Here is a 26,036-nt window from a genome sequence, read left to right as displayed (position 1 = left end):
GCGCATCGTTCGGGCGTCAGCCCGGGGAGGAGTAGTCGGGCTGTGCACGCCAGTGCGTACGAGGCAGTCGCCGGAGCGTTCGCGCCCGGCCAGGTCGTCCAGGAGTTCTGGTGGGACGAGGACGCCGACGACGGCCTGCGGGAGGCCGTCGAGAAGCACACGGGCACCGAGCTCGTCGACGAGAACCACTCCGACGTGTGCGACGGCGCCATCATCTGGTGGCGCAGGTCGGACACCGAGGAGGGGGACCTGACCGACCTGCTCGTCGACGCCCAGGCCAACCTCGACGACGGCGGCACCATCTGGGTGCTCACGCCCAAGCCGACCTCGCCGGAGCACGTGGGCCCGGCCGAGATCTCCGAGGCCGCCCAGATCGCCGGCATGAACGCGACGTCCGCCGTCGCGGCGGGGAGCGAGTGGTCGGGCACCCGGGTGGTCTCCCGGTCCCGCGGGAAGTAGCGCCCGGGGCGGGGACGGCCCCCGGAACGGCGACGCCCCCGGGGCTGGGACGGCCCCGGCGTGGCAGCTCCTCGAGGCGGGTGTTCGTCGAGCTGGTTATCCCTCGATCCGACCGATGACGTCGCCCTGGTGGACGGCGGCGTCCTCCTCGGCGACGACGCGCAGAACCCCTGCGGCCGGCGCGGTGACCTCGACCGAGACCTTGGCCACCTGTACCTCGGCGATCAACTGCCCCTCGGCGACCTGCTCGCCGTCGGAGGAGTACCACGTGGCGACCACACCCTCGGCGCTGGGGTCGTCCTCGTCGACCCGGGGGAAGAGCACCTCCCTCATGCCACGACCCTGCGGATCGCGTCCTCGATGCGCGCGTGCAGGGGGAGCACCGCGTACTCGAGGTCGTGGGCGTAGGGGATGGGGATGTCCGGCATCGTCACGCGCTGCACCGGCGCCGTCAGGAGCCGCGGGTCCTCGTCGGTGATCGTCGCCGAGACCTCGCCCGAGAGCCCGAACGAGAGGTAGTCCTCGTCGACGACGACGAGCCGCCCCGTCCTCCCGACCGAGGCGAGGATCGCCTCGCGGTCCAGCGGTACGAGCGAGCGCAGGTCGAGCACCTCGGCGCTGATCCCCTCGCCCTCGAGCTTCTCCGCGACGTCGAGGGCGTGGTGGACCGACAGTGACAGGGTGACGACGGTGACGTCGCTGCCCTCCTTGACGACGTTCGCCCGTCCGATCGGCACGAGGTGCTCGCCGGCGGGGACGTCGCCGATCGACCGGGAGTTCTTCTTCATCCAGGGCAGGCCCATGATTCCCTTGTGGTACATGAAGACCACGGGGTCGTCGTCGCGGATGGCCGACGTCATCAGACCCTTGGCGTCGGCGGGGGTCGAGGGGACGACGACCTTCATGCCCGGCAGGTGGGCGAACGTGCCCCACAGGCACTGGGAGTGCTGGCCTCCGTCGGAGTAGCCGCCGCCGACGGCCGTCGCCAGCACCATCGGCACGGAGACGTGGCCGCCCGAGAAGTACCGGATCTTGGCCATGTGGTTGTAGATCTGGTCGAGGCAGACGCCCATGAAGTCGGCGAACATCAGCTCGACGATCGGCCGCATCCCCTCGGTCGCCGCCCCGATGCCGAGACCGATGAACGCGGTCTCGGAGATGGGGGTGTCGATGATGCGGTCGGGGCCGAACCGGTCGAGGAGCCCGGTGGTGGAGGAGAAGATGCCGCCGTAGGAGCCGACGTCCTCCCCGAGGTAGACCACCGTGTCGTCGCGGTCCATCTCCTGCGCGACGGCCTCGACCATCGCCTTGGACGTGTTGAGCCGGCGGGTGGTGGCGGGCTGGGTGGTGTCGGTGGCGGTCATGACTGCTCCTCGGCGAAGACGTACCGGTGGACCTCGGCCGGGTCCGGGATCGGACTGTCCTTGGCGAACGTGACGGCATCCTCGACCTGCTCGCTCGCCCGGGCGCGGATGCTCTCCTCCGTGGCGTCGTCCAGGACGCCGGCGCCCCGCAGCCGCTCGGCATAGCGGGGGATCGGGTCGAGGTCGGCGACCGAGGCGAGCTCGGGGCGGTAGCCCTGGGCGTCGCCCTCGAAGTGGCCCCACATGCGCACGGTGGCGACCTCGATGAGGCTCGGCCCGTCTCCGGCGCGGGCGCGGGCGACAGCGGTCTCGGCCGCTGCGTGCACCGCGTCGACGTCGTTGTCCTCCACTCGTACCCCGGGAATGCCGTACCCGGCGGCGCGCTCGGCGTTCGACGCGACGGACGTCGATGCCGTGCGGGGCACGGAGATGCCCCACTCGTTGTCCTCGACGACGAAGACGACCGGGAGCTGCCAGAGCGCGGCGAGGTTGAGCGACTCGTGGAAGGCACCCTGGTTGGCGGCGCCCTCCCCGGTGACGGCCACCGCGATGCCGCCGGTGCCCTTCCGCCGGAACGCGAAGGCGGCTCCGAGCGCCGGCGGGTACCCCTCGGCGATGATCCCGGAGCAGGAGAAGTGCACCGCCGGGTCGAACAGATGCATGTGGCCGCCACGGCCGCGTCCCAGGCCGGTCTCCCGGCCGAAGATCTCCGCCGTCATCCTCCTCAGGTCCACGCCGTGGGCGACCGCGAAATGGTGGGGCCGGTGGGGTGCCGTCACGGCGTCGTCGGACGTGAGGTGCGCACAGATGCCGGCGGCGACCGGCTCCTGTCCGGCCGAGAGGTGCATCTCGCCGGGGATCTGCCCCTTGCCGATGTCGAAGCCGGGGCCCTTGTCCACGTGGTACTCCCGCAGGATCGCCTCCTCGTAGGTGCGGGAGCGGACCATCGTCTCGAACAGCTCGAGGCGGACCTCGTCGGGCGGTGGGGCCGCGGCCGGTGGTTCGTCCGTCGTCGGCTGCGGGGGTGGGTTCGTCGTCGTCGACATGTGTGCCTCCGTTGGCTCGTGTGCCGTTGGTGCCCACCATCGGCCTGGCCCGGGCGCGTCGCAACGCCGAGTTTTCAGTTGGTGATAATCCGCGGGCCGCGGCGCGGTGGAGGTCCGGACCGAGCAGGATCAGGAGGGTGCGAGGGCGACGAGGCCCGCCGTGCGGTGCAGCTCGTCGATGCGCGCGAGCACCTGCTCGGCGCGCCCCGCGGGGACTGACACCGCGACCGCCTGCGCGCGACCGGGCACCTGCACGGCCACACACACGACACCGAGCAGGTACTCCTCCCGGTCGACGGCGAACGGCACCTGCCGCCCGATCTGCGCCATGAACGCCCTCGGGGAGGTGAGGGTGTGCGGAGTGAGATCGGCGAAGGTGTGCCGCGCGACGAACTCGCGCCGGTCGTCGTCGGGCAACGACGTGAGCAGGGCCTTGCCGAGGGCGGTGGCGTGCGCGGCCTCGTCGAACGCCACCCACATGTCGATGCGTGGCGCCTCGGGCGAGTCGACGACCTCGGTGAGCAGGGCCTCGCCATCCGCGTACGTCGAGAGATAGGCGGCCGCGTGCAAGGCGTCGTGCAGCCCGCGCAGCACGCGCCGTACACGGTGGGGCTCCGCCCCGCGGCCGAGCGCCGCCGCCTGGTCGCCGAGCGCGTAGCCCTCGTTCGTGTGCTCGACGTAGCCCTCGTGCACGAGCGTGCGCAGCAGGTGGTAGGCCGTCGGCAGCGGGATCCCGACGGCGCGGGCCAGCTTCTTGGCGGGCTGGGGCGACCGGGCGTCCCCGAGCGCGTCGAGCAGGTGCGTCGCGCGGACGACCGAGTTGATGAGTGTCGGCTTCGTCGCCATCTCGCCTCCACTGCCAGGGTAGCGCCGCGGCGCCGGTTAGGCTTCGGCGCGGGCCCGTAGCTCAGCTGGTCAGAGCGCCGCGTTTACACCGCGTAGGTCGCCGGTTCGAACCCGGCCGGGCCCACTCGTCGAGGGTCGACCTGCGTCGCCCGGGATCCCCCTCTCACCGCGTGGTGTGGGCGCCGCCGTTGACGTGCATGTGCTGTCCGGTGAGGTGGCGCGCCCCGTCGGACGCCAGGAAGGTGACGAGGGACGCGACCTCCTCGGGGTGGCCGGCGCGCTTGTCGTGGGTCCGTTCGACCAGGGCGGTGCGACGCTCGTCGCTCATCTGCCCTCCGAACAGGTCGGTGCCGTCGTCTCGCCGGGCGTCGTCGACAGTGTCCTCGCTGCGGATGACGCCGCGACCGCGGGCCTGACGCTCGACGAGCTCGACCAGCTGGAGGACCTGCTGTCGAGACTCGGGCCGTGAACGTACGCAGTCGACCGTCCTATCGGCGCCGTCGGGCGGCGCGTACCGGACGACAACGTGTGCGGCCGACCGAGGTCCACCCGGTCCGGCGCGACTCCATCACCCGAGCCACCAGGGTTTGAGGTCGATCAACCAGTGACTGCGCAGCGTGAGTGCACGCTCGAGCGACGCCGCGGTGCCGGCGATCAGCAGGGTGGTGTTGAGCCAGGCGGGCAACGAGATCGGCGAGGTGTAGGTGCCGACACGGTCGCCGACGACGTCCCACTGGGTCACCGCCTCGAGCAGCTGCGGCCCGAAGAGCACCAGCCCGATCAGCAGGATCACGACGGCTGCGCGCCCGATCCACCTGCTGAGGGCGGGGTGCCGATGCTCGGCCACCGCGCGCCAGTACTCCGCGCTGTGCCGGACCGGCCTCAGCGTGCGCTCCTGGCCGCCGTCGTCGGGCACCAGGTGTATCCGCCGGAGCCCGGAGGCCCCGACCGCGACCTCGAGGATGCCGCCGGGCACGGGGAAGGCGGTGGGCTGCTCGGACACCAGCTCCTGTCGACCGTCCACGTAGAAGTGGACCGTGCCGTCCCAGCTGAAGTACCTGACGTCGACGGCGTAGTCGCGTGCGACTCCGTCCTCGTCGGTGAGCTCGACCTGAAAGACCGAACGGGTCAGCATCTGCCAGGGACGGTGCGGCCTCAGCGCACTGCCGTCTCCCGGCTCGGTCCTGACCGGCCGGCGCCTGCGCCGCCGCTCCGACCACATGCCGCCCCCCTCGTCGGGATCAGCCCTTCTTTCGCGAGCCCCCGGCGATGAGCGCGATGGCGATGGCCATCATCCAGGAGTCCTTGGCCAGCGACGTTCCCTCGCCGGACGGGCGCACGCCGTCGTCGGTGGTCTTGGCCGGGTCGCGGAAGTAGATGCTCAGCAGGCCGGCGGAGAAGCCGCCGAGCGCGAGTCCGGCCAGGCGGTTGGGGACGAACGGCGCCAGCAGCGCCGCTCCGACGCCGATCTCGCCGTAGCTGAGCAGCTTGGCGAACTGCGTCGGCTCCAGCGAACCCAGCTGCGGGATGCCCTTCTCGGCCTCGGCCTGCACGTAGCCGGCGGTCTCGTCGTCCATGCCGATCTTGCTGATGCCCGAGTTGAGGATGAAGGCGCCCGGGATCCCTCGGAGGGCGATGTTGGCGATTGCGTTGAAGGCCATGAGAGGTCCGATCTCCAGAGTCAGACGGGGGTGCGGTCGCTTCACACTAACCGCCTGCCCACCGGTGGCGGAGGTCGGGCCGTACCCGGCCGCACGTCGAGCAGCTCACGGGTGGGAACGCCGTGCTGGCCGATCAGCGCACGAGGTGAGCCGTCGCCGACCGTGGCCGGCGACGTGTCGCGGAGCGTCGCGACAGCGCTGTCGGCTGCGGAGCGGGCGTCGACGTCTCCCCGGCGTCGACGACCGACATGATGACCGCCGCGGTGCTGGTGAAGCCGATGGCGAGGGCGAGAAGGAGAGAAGGGACGAGGTCGCTCGGCGACGGGATCCAGCCGCCGAGGATCCACGGCAGGACCACCAGGGCAACCACGGCCAGCGAGGTGACGATCTCGTTCGCGGCGAGCGCGAGAGACCTCCTCGTCGCGCCCTTCTTCACGATTCGACGGGACGTGTCGACGGTGGCGATCACCAGCGCCGCTGCGCACACCACGAACGTGACGGTCGCCCAGACCGGCTCCGCACCGACCAGGGCGAGAGGGACGATCAGGGGCAGGCTGTACGCGATGAGCACCCACCGGGTGCCTGCCCGGATGTACCGGTCCGGCGAGCTGCCTGCGGCACCGCGGGCCCGGTGGAGCGCCGAGTCGAGGTAGAAGAACACCGCCACGATGAACGTTCCGACGAGGGTCGCTGCGATGCTCGCGAGGGCGAGCAGGAACTCGTCGGATCCGTCTATCACTGTCGGTACCTTCCTTCTCTACCGTGCTCCTCGCTGGTGGAGTTCGCTCCGTCGACCGTGATGAGCTGACCCGTGATGTACGACGCGCCCTCGCCGGCGAGGAACGCGATCGCGTACGCCACCTCGTCCGCGGTGCCGGACCTGCCGACAGGTGTGGCCGCGCCCATCGCCCGCTCATGGTCCGAGCCGGTGATGATGGCGACGCGCTGTTGTGGGGATGTCATGGCGAGACCTTCCACTGGCTGTACGACCGCGGGCGGTAGCGGACGGACGAGGGTCGGCCGACCGGTCGCTGCCGGTCATCGCCGTGCCCACAGACTTCTGCCGGCGGCGCTCCGTTCGCGTCGGTGGAAGCCACCTATGTCCGGGTCGGGCACGACCTCAGGGGTTTCTACCGACGCGAAGGCTCCGCAGCCGGTGCGAGCCTGACGAGCGCACACGGGCCGTTCGCGACCGGATCGCCGCTACGCGCTGGAACGCATACGCGGCTTGACCCTGACGCGACGTCATCGTTTGGACTCGGCGCATGATTCGGATCGTCTTCTTCTACCTGGCTGCCTTCGGCACGTCGTTGCTCGGCAACTCGATCACCGCGATCGCACTCCCGCTCCTGGTCCTGTTCACCACGGGCAGTCCGATGGGGGCCGGAGCCGTGGCCATCGCCGCGGCGGTGCCGTCCGCCGTCGCCGGGCTGTTGATGGGCTCGCTCATGGACCGGATCAACCGCCGCACCGTCGCGATCCTCTCCGACGTGATCTCGGCCGTAGCGCTGGTCATCCTGCCCGTCATCGAACTCACCGTCGGACTGAACCTGGGCTGGTTCATCGCCGTGGCGGTGCTGAACTCCTTCGGTGACGTTCCCGGCATCACCGCGCGGGAGGCCATGCTCCCTGCCGTCGCCCAGGCCGCAGGGATGGGCCCGTCACGGCTGATCGGCCTGCGGGAGTCCCTGGCAGGGGTCTCGCTGCTGGTCGGCCCCGCCATCGCCGGCATACTCGTGGCCTCCCTCGAGCCGGTGGCGGTCATGTGGGTCACCTCGGGCATCGCAGCATCGGCAGCCCTGCTGACCCTCGTCATCCCCTCCCGGTCAACTCGACTTCCGCGTGCAGAGCAGGAGGATCGTGCACCGCAGGACGATTCCGAGCCCGAGGCCCCCAGGTCCGTCTTCTCCGGCCTGGTGGTCATCTTCCGCACACCGCTCCTGCGCGTCGTCGTCCTGCTGGGTCTGGCGCTGGCGGTCGTGCTCGCTGCCCTGCAAGGCATGGTGATACCGGTGCACTTCGCGTTCCAGGGTGAGGCCGGGTTCGTCGGGTTCGTGCTCAGCGCGCTGGCCGGGGGCCTGCTCGTCGGCGGCGGACTCTTTGCCTGGTTCGGCGCCAGGATCCCGCGCCGGGGGTGGTTCACCGCCGGCGTCACCGTCGTCGCCGTGGGCTTCGTCGTCGTCGGCATACTGGGGCCCGTGTGGTCGGTCTTCGCCGGAGCTGCGATCGTCGGCCTGGGCGGTGGCTGCATGAACGCCGTCGTCGGGCTGACGTTCGTGGAGAACGTCGTAGATGCCCAGCGCGGGAAGGTGCTGGGCGGCCAGAACGCCATCATGACCCTCGTTCCGTCGGTGGGGATCGGCATGGCTGCTGTGCTCATCGAGATCGGCACCCTGCACGTGGCCACGACGACGCTCGTCCTTGTGTGGATCGGCGCGGCCGCCGCGACCCTGCTGAGTCCGAGCATCCGCCGACTAGGGCACGCTTCACCCTGATGCGCATCTCAGAACTGGCCGAGCTCGCGGGGGTGACGGTCCGGGCCGTCCGCTACTACCACCAGATGGGCGCGCTGGAGGAGCCGCCGCGTGGGTCCAACGGATATCGGGACTACACCGCGGATCATCTGGTGGCCCTGCTGAGGATCAGACAGCTGACGAGCTCCGGTCTGTCGCTGGCGCAGGCCGGAGTCCTGGCGGCTGAGCCCGGTTCCTCCTCCACCGAGGAGGAGCTGGACGAGGCGGCGCGGGCCCTGGAGGCAAAGATCGCGGCCCTGACCGAACAACGCGATCGGCTGGCCCGGGCACGCGCCGGACACCACGTCGGGCTCTCGAGGACAGCAGCAGCTCTGAGCCTGACGCCCGCCGACATCCCGGTGACCGTCGTGGTCGCCCATCTCCTCCGGGAGCATCCGCAGACCGAGGTTCTCACCGATGCACTGCTCGACCCGCAGGTGCGGTCGGAGCTGGTGGCCCTGCAGGAGCGCTTCGACGCCATCGACGAGGCCACCTCCGACGGCGAGCTCCGCGAGCTCATGTCGCAGGCACAGTCACTGGTCGGCGAGGTCGCCGCCGGACTGCCGTCGCTGACCGAGGAGCAGCTGCAGGTCATCCTCGACCTGGCCGAACGCGACCTGAACGACCGGCAGAAGGACTTCCTGCGCAGTGAGATCAGGCCGCCGTCATAGCGGCGGAGGTCGGGTCGCCCACGACCCCTCCGGGAGATCCGGCGTCGGCCCCTCCCGCGGAGGCTACGGATCAGCGCCGACACCGTTGTGCCGCGGGCGCGACGGGTGGAGGCTGACCGCATGAGCATCCCGGCCAACTTCGTCATCGTCACCCTCGGTGTCGCCGACCTCGCGCGGAGCATCGCGTTCTACCGCGCACTCGGGTGGGAGCAGCGCGGGGACAACGATGCGGTCATCACCTGGTTCCGTACATCGGGCACGTGGGTGGGCCTGTTCGGCTACGAGGACCTCGCCGCCGACGTCGGCATCCCCGCCGGTCCGCCCCCGCCCTACCGCGGTGTCACCCTCGCGATCAACGTCAACTCTGCCGAGGAGGTGGACGCCGCGCTCGCGCACGCGACCGGCGTCGGCGCCCGCCTCGTCAAGGAGCCCGAGCTGGTGGAGTGGGGCGGCTACTCGGGCTACTTCGCGGACCCGGACGGGCACCTGTGGGAGGTCGCGTTCAACCCGTTCTTCCCGGTGACGGACGACGGCACGATCGAGGTTCCGGCCCGACGGTGAGGCGTCGGGTCCGGTCTGCCAGACATGCGTAGACAAGTACGGACATGAGGCGATACGGTCCACCCACGATTCGCTGACGAATCAGCACTCACCGTGGAGGGCACATGTCCAGATACCTGCTCGGCATCGATGCCGGGACGTCTGTCATCAAGGCTGCCGTGTTCAACGAGACCGGGACGGAGATGAGCCGAGGTGCGGGCAACGTCCCGATCATCTCGCCGGACCCGGACAGGGCCGAGGAGGACATGGACACGGTCTGGGCGGCCGCCGCCAAGGCCATCCGGGACGCCATCACCGGCTCGTCCGTCCGTCCGCAGGAGATCGTGGCCGTGTCGGTCACCGGTCAGGGGGACGGCAGCTGGCTGATCGGCAAGGACGGCAGGCCGGCCGGCAACGCCATCCTCTGGACGGACGGGCGCACGGGCAAGGTCATCGACACCTGGTACGAGGACGGCACGGTCAGCAGGCAGTTCGACACGAGCGGGCTCGGCCCGTACGCCGGTACCGCATCGGCGATCCTGCGCTGGCGACTGGAGAACGAGCCGGAGATCCTCGAGGGAGCCACGCAGCTGTGGTGCAAGGACTGGGTCGAGTACAACCTCACGGGAGACGTGTCGACCGACGCCTCCGACGCGAGCCTCGCCGGCATCGACGTCCGCACGCGGACGTGGTCCGACCACGTGCTGCGGACGTGGGGCATCGACGGCATCAAGGACGTCCTGCCCCCGATCAAGGCCGCGACCGACCTCGCGGGTGAGGTGACGACGCAGGCCGCCGGCCAGACCGGGCTCGTCGCGGGCACCCCCGTCTACAAGGGCCAGATGGACATCACCGCCTCGTCGCTCGGGGTCGGCGTGGCCCGGCCCGGTGACTGCATGGCCGTCATCGGGACCGCCGGCATCGTCACCGTCGCCACCGACTCCCTCGAGAACGGGTTCGCACCGGCCGACTCCGGCTGGGTGATCCCGCACAGCCCGGACACGTGGATCCGGTCGATGGGCATGAACTTCTGCACCCCGAACCTCGACTGGTTCCTCGACGAGCCCGGCAACGTCCTCCGGCTCGAGGCGCGCACCCGCGGCATGGAGCTGTTCGAGTACCTCGACGACGTCCTCGCCGACACCCCCGTCGGGGCGCGCGGCCTCATCTTCCACGGGTACCTCGCGCCGGGCGGTGAGCGGGCGCCGTTCGTCAAGCCCAGCGCACGCGGCTCCTTCTTCGGGCTGCGCGGCTCGCACACCCGGCACGACATGCTCCGTGCCGTCTACGAGGGCGTCGCCTACGGCATCCGCGACTGTCTTGACTCGATCCCCACCACCGTCGAGACGGTGCGGATGGCCGGAGGCGGGGCGAACTCCGAGTCCTGGTGCCAGATCTTCGCCGACGTCCTCGGTCGCCGGATCGTGGTCCCCGCGGGCACGGAGTTCGGCGCCAAGGGGGCGGCGATCGTCGCCGGCGTCGGGTCCGGTGTCTTCGAGAGCTATGCGGCGGGAGTCGACGCCACGGTGACGATCGTCCGGACCTACGAGCCCGACCGCGCGAAGACCGCGGTGTACGACCGGTACTTCGCCCTCTACCGGCGCACCCGCGAGGCGCTCCAGCCACTGTGGGACGACCTGCAGGACGTCACCGCCCTCGAGGTCTCGTGACGGCACAGCACAGGCGAGAGGTCGCGGCCGCCGCCTCGGGCGGCGAGCTCGAGCACCTCGAGTACGGGGTCGACGCGGGTGCCCGGGCCGGCGAGGTGCTCGCCGCGCTCGGGGCCCGGGGCACGGTGGCGGTGCTGGCCGACACGGTGCCCAAACCCACCGGCGACGGCGACCTCCTGGAGATCGCGGTGGCAGCCGTCCGCCGCGCCGGGTACGACGTCGCGCGGGCGACGCCGTGCACGGGGCCGCACGGCGTCGTCCTCGACGAGTCCACCGTCGACGAGGCGGCTGCCGCGCTCGCCGGTGCCGGCGCCGTGGTGTCGGTCGGCTCCGGCACCGTCACCGATCTCGCGAAGGCCGCGACGCCGACCGGGGTCCCGCTCGTCGCCGTGCAGTCGGCGCCGTCCGTCAACGGATACGCCGACCCGCTGAGCGTGCTCGTGCGCGGCGGGGCGAAGTCGACGGTGCCGACCCGGTGGCCGAACGCGCTGCTCGTCGATGCCGGCGCGCTCGAACACTCGCCCGACCTGCTCGTCGGGGCCGGCGTCGGCGACGCCGTGGCCGTGGCCTCCTCGGTCGCCGACTGGGTGCTCGCCGCCCGGCTCGGCGCCGGCGGGCCCGCCGACCCGGCGGTGCTCGCGGACCTGCTCGGCGCCGTCGCGGACCTCCGCACGGGCCGGTCGGCCGACGGGTCGATGACCGCGCTCGTCGACGCCCTGACCTACGGGGGCCTGTCGATCGGGGTCGTCGGCAGCACCGCACCGCTCTCGGGCTGCGAGCACCTGACGAGCCACATCCTCGACATGGCGGCGATGGCCGCCGACGCCCCGCACGACCTGCACGGCCGGCAGGTCGGTGTCGCCACGGTCCTGTCCACGGCCCTGTGGCAGGAGGCCCTCGAGCGCGACCTCGTGCGGATCGACGACGCGACGGCCTTCCCCGACGACGTCGAGCACCGGGTCGAGCGCACGTGGCGCGTGGTCGACCCGACGGGCCGCCTGGGTGCGACCTGCCGGGCCTCGGTGGGGGAGAAGGTCGCGGCCTGGGAGCAGGGCCGGGCGACGCGACGCCCGCTCGACGACGCGTTCCTCGATCGGCTCCGCGCGCTGCTGCGACCGCCGGAGGAGGTGGCGGCCACACTGCGCGCGTGGGGCGCGCCCACCCGGTTCGGCGAGCTCGAGCCGGCCGTCGCGCCCGAGCGCGCCCGCTGGGTCCTCTCCGCCCTGCCGTTCATGCGCAACCGCGTCACGCTCGCGGACCTGCTCGTCATGAACGACGCGTGGGACGACGACCTTCTCGACGCCGTCCTCGACCGCGCCGCACGGGCCGGGGGTGGTGCGTAGCCCGACCGTCCGTTCCCACCCGCTGCACCGCGCCCCCGCCGCGCAGCCTCCAGGACCCAGCTTCCACGACCCGGCCCTCGGGCATCGACGCCCGGCCACCCCTCACCGAAGGACTGACGATGACGAAGCTTGTGAACAACCCCGACGACTTCCCCCGCGAGCTGGTCTCCGGGTTCGTCTCCGCGAACAGCCGCCACGTGCGCGCGGTCCCCGGCGGCGTCGCCCGCGCCACGCGGTCGACCCCCGGCAAGGTCTCCGTGCTCGTCGGCGGCGGCACCGGCCACTACCCGGCCTTCATGGGCTGGGTCGGCCCGGGCATGGCCGACGGTGCCGTGACCGGCAACATCTTCTCCTCCCCGTCCGCCTCCCAGGCCGTGAGCGTCGCCAAGGCCGCCGACCACGGCGGCGGGACGGTGATCTGCTTCGGCAACTACGCCGGCGACGTCCTGCACTTCGGGGCGGCCGTCGAGCAGCTCAAGGCCGAGGGGCACCAGGCCAGCGTGCTCGTGCTCACCGACGACGTCGCCTCGGCCGGGCCCGACGAGAAGTCCAGGCGCCGGGGCATCTCCGGCTTCGTCCCCGTCTTCAAGATCACCGGAGCCGCGGCCGAGGCGGGCCTGGACTTCGACGGCGTGTGCCGCGTGTTCGACAAGGCCAACGAGGCGACGCGCACGCTCGGCGTCGCCTACTCGGGCTGCACCCTGCCCGGCTCGAAGGAACCCCTGTTCAGCGTCCCCGAGGGGCGCCTGTCCCTCGGCCTCGGCGTCCACGGCGAGCCCGGCATCGACGAGATGGACATGGGCACCGCCGACGAGGTCGCCCGCCTGCTCGTCACCGAGCTGCTCAAGGAACGCCCCGAGGGGGCGGACGGCCGGGTCGTCGCCCTGCTCAACGGGCTCGGGACGGCGAAGTACGAGGAGCTGTTCGTCACCTACAACGGGGTGCGCGACGCCCTGGAGGAGGCCGGCGTGACGATCGTCGACCAGGTGGTCGGCGAGCTCGTCACCTCGCTGGACATGGGCGGCGTCTCGCTCACCCTCGTCTGGCTCGACGACGAGCTCGAGAAGTTCTGGCTCGCCCCCGTCGACACCCCCGCGCTCAAGCTCGGGTCGATGGCGCAGCACGAGGTGCTCAGCGAGGAGGAGCGCGCCGTCGCCGAGGACGAGGTGGCCGCGATCCCCGAGTCCGACGACGCCTCCCGCGCCGCCGGGGCGGTCGCCGTCGACGCCATCTCGGCCATCGCCGATCGCCTGCGACGGGAGTCCGACGAGCTCGGCCGTCTCGACGCCGTCGCCGGGGACGGCGACCACGGCATCGGCATGTCGCGCGGCGCGACCTCGGCCCTCGCCGCCGCCCGGGCCGCGTCCGAGGCCGGCGCCGGCCTGAGCACGGTGATCACCCGCGCCGGGCAGGCGTGGTCCGACGACGCGGGCGGCACCTCCGGCGCCCTGTGGGGTGCGATGATCCTCGCCGCCGGCGGCAGCCTGAGCGACACCGGCGCGCCCGCCTCGGACGACGCCGTCGCCGCCCTGCGCGCCGCCTCCGACGCGCTCCTGCGGGTCGGCGGGGCCGAGCTCGGCGACAAGACGATGGTCGACGTCGTCGTGCCCGTCGTCGATGCCTTCGAGAAGGCCGTCGCCGACGGCGCCAACCCGGGATCCGCCTGGTCCCGGGCCGCCGTCCAGGCCCGGCAGCTCGCCGAGCAGACCGCGCCGATGCGGCCGAGGATCGGCCGCGCACGCCCGCTCGCCGACCGCTCCGTGGGCACGCCGGACCCCGGCGCCGTCTCCGCGGGCATCGTCGTCGACGTCATCGCCGAGGCGCTCGTCAGCTGACCGAGGCCCCTTCCTCCCACCCGTCGTCCCGCCCGAAAGGACCCGACCCGTGCTTCCCGAGAGACTGACCGGTTTCAGCTCGAAGAGCTACCTCACGCTCGAGCAGGCCGAGGCATGGATCGAGACCGTGGCACGGGGCCTGGGGATACGTCGGGGTGCGGGGGAGGGGACCTACATCTGCGTGCCGTTCCCGCTCGTCGAGCGTTTCCGGGACGCGCTCGGACCGCTGGGCACCGAGATCGGCACCCAGGACGTCTCGGCCTTCCCCGCCGGGCCGTACACGGGCGAGGTCACTGCGGAGCTCCTCGCGGCGCTCGGTTCGCGCTACACGATGGTCGGCCACCCCGAACGGCGCCGTCACCTGGGGGAGTCCGAGCAGCTCGTGCGGGCGAAGATCGAGGCGGCCGTCGACGCCGGCATCGTCCCGATCCTCGTGTGCGGGGAGACCACCCGCGACGACGACCCGGTCCCCGCACTCACCGAGCAGGTCGCCACCTACTTCGGCGGCCTGCCCGACGGCGCCGAGGTGATCGCCGCCTACGAGCCCACGTGGGCGATCGGCCAGCCCGAGCCGGCCCCCGCGCAGCACGTCGCCGCCACGGTCGAGGCGCTGCGCGGGGTCCTGGAGGCGACCGTGTCCTCGTTCCGGATCGTCTACGGGGGTTCGGCCGTGCCCGGGACGTACGCCGACATCGTCGCCGCGGCCCGGAACCGCGCGCAGGAGCCGGACGGGATCTTCCTGGGGCGCGGGGGGCTCGACCCCGCCCAGTTCCTCGCGAGCGTGGACGAGGTGCGGGCGAGCGCCCCGAGCCCCTGACCCGGCGGTGCGAAACGGTGCCACAGAGTTGTATGGACATGTATAGTCCAAGAGGTCGGGCAACGTTCGGGTCGGCTCGACGCCGCGCCGGCACCGGCGCCATCGGGAAGGAACTCCAATGACCATCGCCAAGACGCTCGATCTCGTGCGGGCCGCCCGCGAGGGCGGGTACGCGGTCCCCGCGGTCAACATCGTCGACGACCACTCGATCCGCGCCGTGGTCGACGCGGCCGAGTCCGTCGGCTCGCCCGTCATCCTCCAGACGTCGGTGAAGACCGTGAAGCTCATCGGCGCCGAGCAGCTCGCCTTCGCCGCGCACGCCGCGGCGCGCAACGTGTCGGTCCCGGTCTCCCTGCACCTCGATCACTGCCCGGACCGCGCGGTCATCACCGAGTGCATCCGGCACGGCTGGGACTCCGTCCTGTTCGACGCCTCGGACCGCCCCCTGGAGACCGCCTGGGCGGAGACGACGGAGGTCGTCGCCGAGGCGCACGCGGCCGGCGTCGCCGTCGAGTCGGAGATCGAGAACATCATCGGGGTCGAGGACGGCGTCGGCTCCGACGAGGCCGTGCACGCCTACACGGTCGACCAGCTGATCGAGGTCGCCGGGGACACCGGGGCCGACACCCTGGCCCCGCAGCTCGGCACCGCCCACGGCCTGTACACGGCGTCCCCGGAGCTGCGCGTCGACCGGGCCGCCGAGCTCGTCTCGAAGACCGAGGTGCCGATCGTCCTGCACGGCGGCACGGGCCTGACCGAGGCGGACTTCCACGCGTTCATCGACGCCGGCGTGGCCAAGATCAACATCTCCACGGCGCTCAAGCTCGCCTACATGAAGGGCGCGCAGGCGCACCTCGCCGAGTGCGAGCGCACGGGCAAGTGGGAGCCGGTCAAGCTCTTCGCCGCGATCGCCGAGGACGTGGCGAAGGTCCTCACCGAGCACGCCGAGATCTTCCGCTCCGCGGGGAGGGCCGCGTGATGGCCCGCGCGCTGATCCTGGACTGCGACGGCGTCCTCGCCGACACCGAGCTCGACGGTCACCTCGTCGCCTTCAACCAGACCTTCGAGGAGCTGGGCCTGCCCTTCCGCTGGAGCGCCGAGGAGTACGCGCGGCTGCTCAAGGTCGGCGGCGGCAAGGAGCGCATGCGCGCCTACCTCGCCGAGCACCCCGAGCTGGACGTCGCGTCCGCGCCGGACGTCGACGAGACGGTCGCCGCCGCGCACCGGCGCAAGAGCGAGATCTACGTCGAGCTCGTCGAGGCCGGGGCGCTGCCCGGCCGGCCGGGCGTGCGCCGCCTCATCGGGGAGGCGCTCGACGCCGGTTGGAAGGTCGCCGTCGCCTCGACCTCGGCCGAGAAGAGCGTGCGCGCCGTCCTGCGGTCCGTCGTCGGGGAGGACCTCTACGCGCGCGTCGACGGCGTGTGGGCCGGGGACGTCGTGCCCGCGAAGAAGCCCGCGCCGGACATCTACGAGCTCGCCGTGCGCGAGCTCGGGGTCGAGCGCGGCGAGGCCGTCGTCGTCGAGGACTCCGAGGCGGGCGCCAAGGCCGCCGCAGCCGCGGGACTCACCCACGTCGTCACGCTCAGCCACTTCACGCGCGACGACGACTTCCCCGCGGCCTCTGTCGTCGTCGACCACCTGGGCGAGCCGGACGACGCGACCGCCGTGCGTGCGGGCGCGGACGTGCTCAACCTCGGGGTCGTCGACGTCGCCTCCCTCGAGGCGCTGCTCCTCGCCCCCTGAGGCGGTCGGGCGAGATGGGGGTCAGATCTCGTACTCGAAGGTGAGCCGCACCTTGTCGCCGCGGAACGTGACCTTGGAGTACTCGAACCGCTGGCCCGACGGCGTGGAGATCTCCTGGCGCAGCACGAGCAGGGGAGCGTTGCGCCCCACGCCGAGCAGCTTCGCGTCGGCCGGGCTCGGCGTCCCGGACTCCAGCGTCTCGACGATGCGCCCCATGACCAGGTCGTAGTGCTGCTCGAGGATGACGCACAGCTGCTGCTGGGCGGCGTCGTGCTCGAGGAGGTCCTCGGCCAGGCGCTGGGGGATGTAGGACTCGTGGAGGCTGATGGGCTCGTCGTCGACCGTGCGCAGCCGGCGGATCTTGTGCACCGGGGCGCCGTCGGGCAGGGCGAGCCGCTCGGCGAGGTGGCGGTCGGCGACGACGAGCTCCTCGCTGAGCAGGCGGGTGCTGGTCGTGTACCCCATCTGCTCGAGCTGTTCGCGGATGCCCTTGTAGGACGGCGAGCGCGTGGCGATCTTGCTCGGCGCCACGAACGTCCCCTTGCCCTGGACGCGGAAGAGCAGGCCCTCGTTGACGAGCTGGGCGAGCACCTGGCGGGCCGTCATCCGGGAGATCCCGTACAGCCTGTTGAGCTCGTTCTCCGACGGGATCTTCTCGTTGGACTGCCACTCGCCGGCCTCGATCTTCTCGCGCAGGATGTTCGTCAGCTGCACGTACATCGGGATGGGGCCGGTACGGCTGAGGGTCTCGGTCATCTCTCGGTTCCAGTTCTACGGCCCACGACGGCCGGGCAGGACGTGTCCTTACAGGTCAAGCGTCACGCACTCCTTACAACTTGTCTAGAGATGTATAGTGAAGGTAATGTCGCGCTCGCGACCGAGGCGGCCGCGGTGCCGGGGCGACCCGGTTCCACGGGCCTCCTCGGAACGCCATGCTACGGCCAGGCGGCGGCGTGCGACCGGCCAACGACGGCACCACGAGCAGATCGAGAAGAGTGCACCATGCCAAAGAAGACAGCTCTCGAGCCTTCGGTCGACTGGGTCGAGCTGACCAGCACGGACGACGACTGGGACGCGATCGACCCGGACGTCCTGGTCGCGATGGCGACCCAGCTCCACCTCGTGCGGGCCTTCGAGGAGGAGGTGCTGGACCTCGCGGGGCAGAAGCTCATCAACGGTCCGGCGCACTCCAGCATCGGCCAGGAGGGCGGGGCCGTCGGCTCGATCTTCCCGCTCGTGGGCGCCGACCACATCAACGGCTCGCACCGGGGCCACCACCAGTTCCTCGCCAAGGCGTTCGGTTTCGTGCGTCCCGACGGGTTCGACCTGCGCGACGGCGTCCCGGACGACATCCGCACCGTGCTGCGCCGCAGCCTCGCCGAGATCGCCGGCCTCGCGCAGGGCTACTGCCGCGGGCGCGGCGGGTCGATGCACCTGCAGTGGAAGGAGGCCGGCGCGATGGGCACCAACGCCATCGTCGGCGGCGCCGTCCCCTTCGCCTCCGGGTTCGCCTGGGCGAACAAGCACGCGGGCTCCGACAACGTGTCCGTCACCTACTTCGGCGACGGCGCAGTCAACATCGGCTCCGTGCTCGAGACGCTCAACCTGGCCGCCGCGTGGAAGCTCCCGGTGTGCTTCTTCATCGAGAACAACCAGTACGCCGTCTCGACCACGGCCGAGGAGGCCACCGGCGAGCCCCGGCTCTCCGGGCGCGGCCCCGGCTTCGGCATCCCCAGCTGGAAGGTCGACGGCATGGACACCGTCGCCGTCTACCTGGCCATGCAGGAGGCCCTCGAGGTCATGCGCTCCGGCGGCGGCCCCACGGTCATCGAGGTCGACACCTACCGGCACTTCCACCAGAACGGCCCGTTCCCGGGCAGCGCCTTCGGGTATCGCTCGAAGGAGGAGGAGACCCACTGGAAGGACCGCGACCCGATCCGGCAGATGGACGCCCAGCTGCTGCGCCGCGGCATCCTCACCGAGGACGAGACCGCGGCCCTCCGGTCGAGCGCCAAGAGCACGATGGCCGAGATATCCGCCGAGCTCGTCGAGCCCGACCCGGACGGCAAGCCGGGCACGCAGCGCATCCGGCCCGAGCTGTGGCCGGACACGGACTTCATCGACGTCGGCATCCGCGGCCCGGAGGACCTCGGGTCGGCCAAGGTGCGCGAGACCGCCGACTTCGGCCCCGACGAGGTCGAGGACCGCAAGTTCGTCGAGGTCGTCGCCGAGGTCATGCACCGGCGGATGTCCGAGGACGAGTCGATCATGGTGCTCGGCGAGGACGTCCACAAGCTCAACGGAGGGTCCCGCGGCGCCACGAAGGGCCTGGCCACCGACTTCCCCGACCGCGTGCTCGGGACCCCGATCAGCGAGGCCGCCTTCACGGGCCTCGGCGGCGGCGTTGCGCTGGACGGTCGCTACTACCCGGTCGTCGAGCTCATGTACGCCGACTTCATCTGGGTCGCGGCCGACCAGATCTTCAACCAGATCGGCAAGGCCCGCCACATGTTCGGCGGCGACCACGACATGCCGCTGCTCATGCGCATCAAGATCGGCACGGGCACCGGCTACGGGTCGCAGCACTCGATGGACCCCGCCGGCATCCTCGCCACGTCGGTCGGCTGGCGGATCATCGCGCCGTCGACCCCGCTGGAGTACGTCGGGCTGCTCAACAGCGCGATGCGCCTCAAGGATCCGGTCGCGGTGCTCGAGCACGACGCCGACCTGTACAAGACCGATGGGCCCGCGCCCGTCGACGACCTCGACTTCTGCCTCCCGGTGGGCCAGGCCGCCGTGCGGCGCACCGGGTCCGACGTCACGGTCATCAGCTACCTGTCGATGGTCCGCCGGGCGCTCGAGGCCGTCGAGACCGCCGGGGTCGACGGCGAGGTCATCGACCTGCGCTGGCTCGACATGGCGAGCATCGACTGGAGCACGATCGGCGAGTCGATCCGCAAGACCAACCGCGTCGTCATCGTCGAGCAGGGGCCAATCGGCACCTCCTACGGGGGCTGGCTGAGCGACGAGATCCAGCGCCGCTTCTTCGACTGGCTCGACGCCCCGGTCACCCGCGTGCACGGCAGCGAGTCCTCGCCGAGCATCTCCAAGATCCTCGAGCGGGCCGCGCTGGCGTCCACGGACGCCATCGTGTCCGCACTCAGGTCCGTCTGACCCGCCACCGACGAGAGAGGGCGAGAACTCATGGCGAAGTTCCTCCGGATGCCCGGCGTCTCCGCCGACGCCGACACCGCGATACTCAGTCAGTGGTCGATCGAGGCCGGGGCCACCGTCGCCGCCGGCGACGTCGTGGCCGAGGTCGAAACCGAGAAGGCCGTGGTCGACATCGAGGCCGACGACGCCGCGGTCGTCCACACGCTCCTGGTCGACGGCGGTGCCACGGTCGGGGTCAGCGACCCCATCGCGGTCCTCCTCGACGTCGGCGAGGACGCCTCCGCGGCCGAGGACCTGCTCGCGCAGCTCGGCGGCGCGCCGGCCGGTGGCGCAGCGCAGGGCGACGACGCGAGCCCGGGGGCCGCGAACGAGGCCGCCCCGAGCGGTTCCGCCCCGACGGACGTCGAGGTGCCCGCCGAGGCGATCGCCCCCGAGACCGACGCCGACGGGGCCGAGCCCGCCGCGCTGCCCGCGGCGGCGGACGCGCAGGCCGCGTCGGGGCAACCGGCGCCGGCCGAGGCGGCTCCCACGGCCCCGGCCACTGGGCGGGGGACCGGCGGCAACGAGCACGGGCGGATCTTCTCCAGCCCGATCGCCCGGAAGATCGCCCGGGAGAACGACCTGGACATCCGTGCGCTCACCGGGACCGGTCCGGGCGGCCGTATCGTCCGCAAGGACGTCGAGGCCGCGCTGTCGCAGGCGAGGCAGCAGGCGGAGGCACCCGCCGCCGCAGCTCCGTCGGCAGCAGCGGCACCGGCGGGACCCGCCGCGGCGGGTGCGCAGGGGTACACGGATGTCCCGCACAGCCGGCTGCGCCGGTTCGTGGCCGCCCGCCTGCAGGAGAGCAAGCAGGTCGCCCCGCACTTCTACCTGCGCGGCGACGTGCGCGTGGACCGGCTGCTCGCGCTCCGCGCGGAGATCAACGAGGGCGCACCGGTGCGGGTCTCGGTCAACGACTTCTTCGTCAAGGCCGTCGCCCGCGCGCTGCAGGACGTCCCGGACGTCAACGTCACGTGGGCGGACGACTACGTCCGGTCCTACGAGCGCTCCGACGTCGGCGTCGCGATCGCGAGCGACAAGGGCCTCGTCACCCCGGTGATCCGCGGGGCCGACCAGCTCCCGCTCACGACCGTCTCCACCCGGGTCAAGGACTTCGCGCAGCGGGCGAACGAGGGTCGACTCAAGCAGGACGAGCTCGAGGGCGGGTCGTTCACCGTGACGAACCTCGGGATGTTCGGCGTCGACGAGTTCTCCGCGATCATCAACCCGCCCCAGGCGGGGATCCTCGCGGTCGGCGCCGCGCGGAAGATCGCGGCCGTCACCGACGAGGGTGGGCTCGAGCCGGCGACCGTCGTCGGACTCACCCTGTCGGTCGACCACCGGCCCGTGGACGGGGCGTTGGCCGCCACCTGGTTCGCCCGGCTCCGCGAGCTCCTCGAGAATCCGCTGACCATGCTGGTGTGACGGGTGGACATGGCGAGGGGCCCGACCGACCGGTCGGGCCCCTCGCCATGCTGCCGTGTGCCGGGCGGTCCGCTCAGCGGACCTGGAGCACCACCTTGGCTCCTCGTCCGACGAGCTCCATCCCGCGCTCCCACTCCTCGAGCGGGAGCACCTCCTCGACGACCGCACCCGGGTCGACCGCGCCTGAGGCCATGAGGCGGAGCGCCGTGCGGAAGCTCGAGGCGCGCTTGCCGCGGGACCCCACGACCTCCAGCTCGTGGTTGGTCGCCCGGTCGATGTCGAGCGTCGGCGGGGTCCGGTAGAAGGCGAGCAGGACGATCCGGCCCCCGCGGCGCAGCAGCGGCGGCAACGACTCGATCACGCCCTCGCCGCCGCTGCACTCGAAGACGCTGTGCGCGCCGTAGCCGCCGGTGAGCCGGGAGACGAGCTCCGGGAGGTCGGTGGTGTCGGCGTCGACGGCGTGCTGGATACCCGTCCGACTCGCCGCGGCGAGCTTGTCCGTGTGCCGCGCTCGGCCCACGAGGACGACCGTGGCGCCGACCGCCCGGGCCACCTGGGCGGTGAGCATGCCGACCGCCCCCGGGCCGACGACGACCACCACCTCGCCGGCCAGGGAGGGGCTCTGCTCGACGACCCCGTGCACGGCGACCGCCGTCGGCTCGGTGAGCGCCCCCACGACCTGCGAGACGTTCTCGGGCAGCGCATGCAGCGCCCGGGCCGGCATGACGAGCTGCTCGGCGAGCCCGCCGTCGGTGGTGGTGCCGATACCGAGCCGGTGCGGGCACCGGTTGTACTGCTCGGCCCGGCAGTACGCGCAGCGCATGCACAGGTATGCGTCGGTCTCGACCGTCACCCGGTCGCCCACCGCGAGGTCCGGACGGTCCGCGCCGGCACCGATCTCCGCGACGGTGCCGGCGACCTCGTGGCCGAGGATGCGCGGCACACGGAAGTCGTGACCGCCCTCGATCGCCGCCCGGTCGGTGCCGCAGACCGCGACGGCGTCGACGTCGAGCAGGACCGTGCCCGTGGCGAGGGTCGGTGCCGGCACGTCGCGCAGCTCGACGTTCCCGGGGCCGGACGCGTACTTGACCAGTGCGCGCATCTGAGTGCCTTCCTGCTGAGTGCCTTCCTGGTCAGGACCGGGGGCGGTTCCAGCCCTTGGTGAGCTCGACCGCCCGCTGCCAGCCTTCGTAGAGCGAGTCGGCCTGGTCGCGGGACATGGTCGGCTCGAAGACCTGGTCGACCTCCCACTTCGACTCCAGCTCCTCGAGGTCGGCGTAGATGCCAGTCGAGAGACCGGCGAGGAGCATGGCGCCGAAGATCGTCGCCTCGGCGTTCTTCGGGCGCACCACCGGGATGCCGAGGATGTTCGCCTGCATCTGGCACAGCAGGTTGTTGCGTACCGCGCCGCCGTCGACGCGCAGCTCGGAGATGCTCACCCCGAGCTCGCCCTTGGCGGCCGCCTCGACCACGTCGCGGGTCTGGAAGACCATCGACTCCACGGCGGCGCGGATGACGTGCAGCCGCGTGGTTGCGTTGCTCATGCCGATGATCGCGGCGCGGGCGTGCGGGTCCCAGTTGGGGGCGGCGAGCCCCGTGAACGCCGGGACCAGGTAGACGCCCTCGGTGCTCTGCACCTGGCCGGCGTACCACTCCGAGTCCGGCGCCGAGTGGATGAGCTGCAGGTCGTCGCGCAGCCACTGCATCGTCTTGCCCATGGCGAACAGGACGCCCTCGATCTCGTAGGTCGTCTCCCCGCCGATCGTCCAGCCCACGGACGGGGTGAGCCCCTCGATCGGGCGCGGCTTCGAACCGGAGTTGATGTTGAGCACGCCGGCCGTCCCGTAGGTCATCTTCGACAGGCCCTCGCGGTAGGCGGCCTGACCGAACAGTCCGGCCTGCTGGTCGCCGAGGTTGGAGCCGATCGGCACCGGCGCGCCGAAGGTGGCGCTGATGTCGCCGAAGACCTCGCCGCTGGAGGCGATGCGGGCGAGCATGTGGCGGGGGATCCCGTAGTGGCCGAGGAGCTCGTCGTCCCAGTCGAGCGTCTCGAGGTTCATCATCATGGTCCGCGACGCGTTCGACGTCTCGGTGACGAACTCCTTGCGGCCGGTGAGGTTCCAGATCAACCAGGTGTCGACCGTTCCGGCGAGCAGCTCGCCCGCCTCGGCGCGCGCCTGGGCGCCGGGCACCTGGTCGAGGATCCAGCGGATCTTCGACGCCGTGTAGTAGGCGTCCGGGATGAGGCCGGTGCGCTGCTGGATGAGGTCGCCGATGCCGTCGGCGACCCACTTCTCCACGACCTCCACCGAGTGGCGGGAGGCCCACACGATGGCGTTGTAGATCGGCTCCCCGGTCTCCTTGTCCCAGACGATGCCGGTCTCGCGCTGGTTGGTCAGCCCGACCGCGCTGAGGTCGGAGGGCTGCAGGTTCGCGTCCCGGAGCGCCGCACGGATCGACTCGAACTGCGTACTGAGGATCTCCTTGGGGTTGTGCTCGATCCAGCCCGGTCGTGGGTACTGCTGCGTGATCTCCGCCTGCGCGAACCCCACGACGTTGGTCTCTTCGTCGATGACGAACGCCCGTGCGCTGGTGGTGCCCTCGTCGATCCCGAGAATGTACCTGGCCATGCTCTCTCACCTCATTGTCGATGGCGGTCGCCTCGTTGCGTCCGCTCGCAAGGTAGGGCGCCCACCCTGGCATGTCAACGCCTGTCTATGGTTGTCTAGGCGCATGGGCGGCGGCATAGCCTGTCGTCGTGGGAGTGACCAAGGAGGTTCACATGCTCGCCCCAGAGACCCTGGCCGGCGTCCGCGCCGTCGGGCTCGACGTCGACGGCACGATCTCGCGGGACGACCACACCGTCTCGGCCCGGACCGCGGCGGCGATCTCCCGGGTCGCCGAGCTGGGCGTGCCCGTGTTCCTGCTGACCGGTCGCGCGCGGCGCAACACCCTCGAGCTCGCCACGCGGCTGGGCCTGACCAACCTCGTAGCGAGCAACAACGGCTCCATCACGTTCGACCCGGTCACCAACGCCGACGTCGCGCTGCGCCTCATGGACCGCGGCGAGGTGCGCGACCTGCTCGACCTCGGCACCGAGCTCGGCCTCGAGGTCACGTGGTGGACGACGACGGACATCTACGTCAGCCGCGAGGGCGACTGCGCGGACATGCTCCGGATGCTCGGGGAGGACGGCGTCGTCGTCGGTGACACGAGCTCGGTCCCGCCGGTGGTCACCAAGACGATGCTCTTCGGCACCGCCGCACAGCTCGACGCCGCGACCCCCGCGATCCTCGCCCGCAACCCCCGCGGCACACGATCGATGGACGAGTTCTTCGAGTTCGTCGCCGAGGACGCGAACAAGTGGCACGCCCTCGAGGACCTGCTCGGGCGGTACGGCATCGCGGCCGGGGCGGTCCTCGGCATGGGCGACGGCGGCAACGACGTCCCCTGGCTCACCCGCATCGGCACCCCCGTCGCCGTGGGCAACGCCCGTGACGAGGTCAAGGCAGTAGCGTCCGCGGTCGCCCCCGCCAACAGCGAGGACGGGGTCGCCGTCGTGCTCGAGGCGCTCGCGGACCAGCTGAGCGGCGAGCTCACGGCGAGGAGCCCGCGATGAGTTTCCTCCGTGCGTCCTACGTCCTGTGGATCGACGCCGGCACCGACCCGTACGAGGTGGTGCGCCGGTTCGCCGTCGGGCAGTCCACCGGGACCTGGCTGCCGGTGCCGGGCCTGACCGACGAGCTCCGCGCGGCCCACGAGGCGCGAGTGCTCGACCTTCAGCCGGTCCCTGCCGCCGACCTCGTCGGAACGGAGGCGACGGGGAGCTGGTACATCGCCACGATCGCCGTGCCGGCGGTCAACGTCGGTGACTCGATCCCGCAGCTGCTCACCACGGTCATCGGCAACGACGCCTCGACCTCCGTCCAGGCCAAGCTCGTGGGCCTCGACCTGCCGCCGGAGCAGGTGGCGCGGTTCGCCGGCCCGCGCCACGGGATCGACGGACTGCGCGACCGCGTGAGCGTCCACGACCGCCCGCTGCTGCTCAACATGGTCAAGCCCTGCACCGGGCTGACCCCGCAGGCCGGGGCGGAGATCGTCCACCGCACCGCGCTCGGCGGCGTCGACCTCATCAAGGACGACGAGCTGCTCGGCAACACCGAGTTCTCGCCGGTGGTCGACCGGGTCCGTGCCTACACCGAGGCCATCGACCGGGCCGCCGACGAGACCGGCCGCCGGGCGCTGTACTTCGTCAACGTCACCGACCGACCCGACCGGATGCTCGAGACCGCCCGGCGGGCCGTCGACGCCGGCGCCGAGGGCGTCATGGTGGCCTACGCCAACGCCGGGTACGGCTCGATGCAGGCACTCGCCGAGGCCGTCGAGGTCCCGGTCCTCGGCCACTTCGCCGGGTCGGCGCCGTACTACGAGAACCCGACGACGGGCATGTCCTCGGACCTCGCCAACGGCCTGCTGCCGCGACTGGCCGGGGCCGACCTCTCGCTCGTCAACACCCCCTACGGCGGCTACCCGATCTCACCCCTGGCCTACCGGCGCACCGCCGCCGCGCTGACGTCCGAGCGTCCGGGACTGCGCCGCACCACGCCGATCATCGGCGGCGGCGTGCACCCCGGCACGGTCCGCCGCTACGTCGACGAGGTCGGCGCCGATGTGGTGCTCGGCGTCGGCGGTGCCATCCAGGGCCACCCGGGCGGGGCCGAAGCCGGCGTCCGGGCGATGCACGCCGCGATCGAGGCCGCCGTGGCGGGGCGGGACGTCCGCGAGGCGGCGGCGGAGAACGACGACCTCAGGGTCGCGATCGAGCGCTGGGGCACGCTCGAGCCGTAACCCCTTGCCGCTTCCGCTGCCCAAACTGCGAGTACGGGCTGC

At 71.7% G+C, this 26,036-nt stretch carries 26 protein-coding genes and 1 tRNA gene; 15 read left to right on the top strand and 12 right to left on the bottom strand.

Going from position 1 to position 26,036, the window contains the following annotated elements; translation table 11 throughout:
* Positions 1–42 precede the first annotated feature (42 nt).
* A complete protein-coding gene (locus ACZLKG_RS11230) occupies positions 43–459 on the top strand; it encodes a DUF3052 domain-containing protein (RefSeq protein ID WP_425710229.1) in 417 nt (138 codons plus the stop codon).
* A gap of 96 nt (positions 460–555) precedes the next feature.
* On the opposite strand, the gene ACZLKG_RS11225 is transcribed toward ACZLKG_RS11230, so the two are convergent.
* The 4 genes from ACZLKG_RS11225 to ACZLKG_RS11210 all read right to left on the bottom strand — a co-directional run bounded on the left by ACZLKG_RS11225 (position 556) and on the right by ACZLKG_RS11210 (position 3,715).
* On the bottom strand, positions 556–792 hold the full coding sequence (locus ACZLKG_RS11225; RefSeq protein ID WP_425710230.1) for a biotin/lipoyl-containing protein: 237 nt from the start codon (positions 790–792) through the stop codon (positions 556–558).
* On the bottom strand, positions 789–1,823 hold the full coding sequence (locus ACZLKG_RS11220) for an alpha-ketoacid dehydrogenase subunit beta (RefSeq protein WP_425710231.1): 1,035 nt from the start codon (positions 1,821–1,823) through the stop codon (positions 789–791). The genes ACZLKG_RS11225 and ACZLKG_RS11220 overlap by 4 nt, the downstream gene beginning before the upstream one ends.
* Positions 1,820–2,770, bottom strand: coding sequence for a thiamine pyrophosphate-dependent dehydrogenase E1 component subunit alpha (locus ACZLKG_RS11215; protein ID WP_463648784.1), 951 nt, complete (start codon positions 2,768–2,770; stop codon positions 1,820–1,822). Before ACZLKG_RS11215 ends, ACZLKG_RS11220 begins: the two co-directional genes overlap by 4 nt.
* 228 nt (positions 2,771–2,998) lie before the next feature.
* Positions 2,999–3,715, bottom strand: a complete 717-nt coding sequence (locus ACZLKG_RS11210) for an IclR family transcriptional regulator (RefSeq protein WP_425710233.1) — start codon at positions 3,713–3,715, stop codon at positions 2,999–3,001.
* Between the two features lie 50 nt (positions 3,716–3,765).
* Here ACZLKG_RS11210 and ACZLKG_RS11205 point away from each other — a divergent pair.
* A tRNA-Val gene (locus ACZLKG_RS11205) sits at positions 3,766–3,839 on the top strand.
* A 39-nt stretch (positions 3,840–3,878) separates the two neighbouring features.
* On the opposite strand, the gene ACZLKG_RS11200 is transcribed toward ACZLKG_RS11205, so the two are convergent.
* The 5 genes from ACZLKG_RS11200 to ACZLKG_RS11180 form a co-directional block, all read right to left on the bottom strand.
* Positions 3,879–4,043: an SDR family oxidoreductase gene (locus tag ACZLKG_RS11200; RefSeq protein WP_463648766.1), complete on the bottom strand. Its 165-nt coding sequence runs from the start codon at positions 4,041–4,043 to the stop codon at positions 3,879–3,881.
* A 240-nt stretch (positions 4,044–4,283) separates the two neighbouring features.
* The gene (locus ACZLKG_RS11195; protein WP_425710235.1) at positions 4,284–4,850 is read right to left on the bottom strand and encodes a hypothetical protein; all 567 of its coding nucleotides are present in this window, start codon (positions 4,848–4,850) and stop codon (positions 4,284–4,286) included.
* 106 nt (positions 4,851–4,956) lie between these two features.
* The gene (locus ACZLKG_RS11190) at positions 4,957–5,376 is read right to left on the bottom strand and encodes a hypothetical protein (protein WP_463648765.1); all 420 of its coding nucleotides are present in this window, start codon (positions 5,374–5,376) and stop codon (positions 4,957–4,959) included.
* Between the two features lie 133 nt (positions 5,377–5,509).
* Positions 5,510–6,115, bottom strand: a complete 606-nt coding sequence (locus ACZLKG_RS11185; RefSeq protein ID WP_463648764.1) for a hypothetical protein — start codon at positions 6,113–6,115, stop codon at positions 5,510–5,512.
* Entirely contained in the window at positions 6,112–6,339 is a 228-nt protein-coding gene (locus ACZLKG_RS11180; RefSeq protein WP_463648763.1) for an SDR family oxidoreductase, read from the bottom strand. Before ACZLKG_RS11180 ends, ACZLKG_RS11185 begins: the two co-directional genes overlap by 4 nt.
* Before the next feature lie 302 nt (positions 6,340–6,641).
* On the opposite strand from ACZLKG_RS11180, the gene ACZLKG_RS11175 reads away from it, so the two are divergent.
* The 9 genes from ACZLKG_RS11175 (at position 6,642) to ACZLKG_RS11135 (ending at position 16,508) form a co-directional block, all read left to right on the top strand.
* A complete protein-coding gene (locus ACZLKG_RS11175; protein WP_463648762.1) occupies positions 6,642–7,871 on the top strand; it encodes an MFS transporter in 1,230 nt (409 codons plus the stop codon).
* Positions 7,871–8,560, top strand: a complete 690-nt coding sequence (locus tag ACZLKG_RS11170) for a MerR family transcriptional regulator (RefSeq protein ID WP_463648761.1) — start codon at positions 7,871–7,873, stop codon at positions 8,558–8,560. The genes ACZLKG_RS11175 and ACZLKG_RS11170 overlap by 1 nt, the downstream gene beginning before the upstream one ends.
* A 120-nt stretch (positions 8,561–8,680) precedes the next feature.
* Positions 8,681–9,121 carry a VOC family protein gene (locus ACZLKG_RS11165; protein WP_425708965.1) on the top strand — a complete coding sequence of 147 codons (441 nt, stop codon included), beginning with the start codon at positions 8,681–8,683 and terminating at the stop codon, positions 9,119–9,121.
* 104 nt (positions 9,122–9,225) lie between these two features.
* The gene (locus ACZLKG_RS11160; protein ID WP_425708964.1) at positions 9,226–10,770 is read left to right on the top strand and encodes an FGGY family carbohydrate kinase; all 1,545 of its coding nucleotides are present in this window, start codon (positions 9,226–9,228) and stop codon (positions 10,768–10,770) included.
* Entirely contained in the window at positions 10,767–12,113 is a 1,347-nt protein-coding gene (locus tag ACZLKG_RS11155; RefSeq protein ID WP_425708963.1) for an iron-containing alcohol dehydrogenase, read from the top strand. Before ACZLKG_RS11160 ends, ACZLKG_RS11155 begins: the two co-directional genes overlap by 4 nt.
* Before the next feature lie 119 nt (positions 12,114–12,232).
* Entirely contained in the window at positions 12,233–13,948 is a 1,716-nt protein-coding gene (locus tag ACZLKG_RS11150) for a dihydroxyacetone kinase family protein (RefSeq protein ID WP_425708962.1), read from the top strand.
* A gap of 49 nt (positions 13,949–13,997) precedes the next feature.
* The gene (locus ACZLKG_RS11145; RefSeq protein WP_463648760.1) at positions 13,998–14,765 is read left to right on the top strand and encodes a triose-phosphate isomerase family protein; all 768 of its coding nucleotides are present in this window, start codon (positions 13,998–14,000) and stop codon (positions 14,763–14,765) included.
* A 118-nt stretch (positions 14,766–14,883) separates the two neighbouring features.
* On the top strand, positions 14,884–15,744 hold the full coding sequence (locus ACZLKG_RS11140; protein WP_463648758.1) for a class II fructose-bisphosphate aldolase: 861 nt from the start codon (positions 14,884–14,886) through the stop codon (positions 15,742–15,744).
* Positions 15,744–16,508 carry an HAD-IA family hydrolase gene (locus ACZLKG_RS11135; RefSeq protein ID WP_425708959.1) on the top strand — a complete coding sequence of 255 codons (765 nt, stop codon included), beginning with the start codon at positions 15,744–15,746 and terminating at the stop codon, positions 16,506–16,508. The genes ACZLKG_RS11140 and ACZLKG_RS11135 overlap by 1 nt, the downstream gene beginning before the upstream one ends.
* Before the next feature lie 21 nt (positions 16,509–16,529).
* Here ACZLKG_RS11135 and ACZLKG_RS11130 read toward each other — a convergent pair whose 3' ends face one another.
* The gene (locus tag ACZLKG_RS11130) at positions 16,530–17,264 is read right to left on the bottom strand and encodes a GntR family transcriptional regulator (RefSeq protein WP_425708958.1); all 735 of its coding nucleotides are present in this window, start codon (positions 17,262–17,264) and stop codon (positions 16,530–16,532) included.
* A 246-nt stretch (positions 17,265–17,510) separates the two neighbouring features.
* Here ACZLKG_RS11130 and ACZLKG_RS11125 point away from each other — a divergent pair, with 246 nt between their 5' ends.
* Both ACZLKG_RS11125 and ACZLKG_RS11120 read left to right on the top strand, forming a co-directional pair.
* A complete protein-coding gene (locus ACZLKG_RS11125; protein WP_463648757.1) occupies positions 17,511–19,682 on the top strand; it encodes an alpha-ketoacid dehydrogenase subunit alpha/beta in 2,172 nt (723 codons plus the stop codon).
* 30 nt (positions 19,683–19,712) lie between these two features.
* Positions 19,713–21,146, top strand: coding sequence for a 2-oxo acid dehydrogenase subunit E2 (locus tag ACZLKG_RS11120; protein ID WP_463648756.1), 1,434 nt, complete (start codon positions 19,713–19,715; stop codon positions 21,144–21,146).
* Between the two features lie 73 nt (positions 21,147–21,219).
* Here ACZLKG_RS11120 and ACZLKG_RS11115 read toward each other — a convergent pair whose 3' ends face one another.
* Together ACZLKG_RS11115 and glpK are read right to left on the bottom strand one after the other, a co-directional pair.
* On the bottom strand, positions 21,220–22,248 hold the full coding sequence (locus ACZLKG_RS11115; RefSeq protein ID WP_463648755.1) for an alcohol dehydrogenase catalytic domain-containing protein: 1,029 nt from the start codon (positions 22,246–22,248) through the stop codon (positions 21,220–21,222).
* 31 nt (positions 22,249–22,279) lie between these two features.
* Positions 22,280–23,776: a glycerol kinase GlpK gene (gene glpK, locus ACZLKG_RS11110; protein WP_463648754.1), complete on the bottom strand. Its 1,497-nt coding sequence runs from the start codon at positions 23,774–23,776 to the stop codon at positions 22,280–22,282.
* A 152-nt stretch (positions 23,777–23,928) separates the two neighbouring features.
* On the opposite strand from glpK, the gene ACZLKG_RS11105 reads away from it, so the two are divergent.
* Both ACZLKG_RS11105 and ACZLKG_RS11100 read left to right on the top strand, forming a co-directional pair.
* The gene (locus tag ACZLKG_RS11105; protein ID WP_463648753.1) at positions 23,929–24,765 is read left to right on the top strand and encodes an HAD hydrolase family protein; all 837 of its coding nucleotides are present in this window, start codon (positions 23,929–23,931) and stop codon (positions 24,763–24,765) included.
* Positions 24,762–25,994, top strand: a complete 1,233-nt coding sequence (locus tag ACZLKG_RS11100) for a RuBisCO large subunit C-terminal-like domain-containing protein (protein WP_463648752.1) — start codon at positions 24,762–24,764, stop codon at positions 25,992–25,994. The genes ACZLKG_RS11105 and ACZLKG_RS11100 overlap by 4 nt, the downstream gene beginning before the upstream one ends.
* The last annotated feature ends 42 nt before the right edge of the window (positions 25,995–26,036 follow it).

The organism is Georgenia sp. Z2081 (assembly GCF_055326445.1).
Note: the sequence above shows the minus strand (reverse complement) of the source record. Positions and strands in the feature narration are given on the sequence as shown.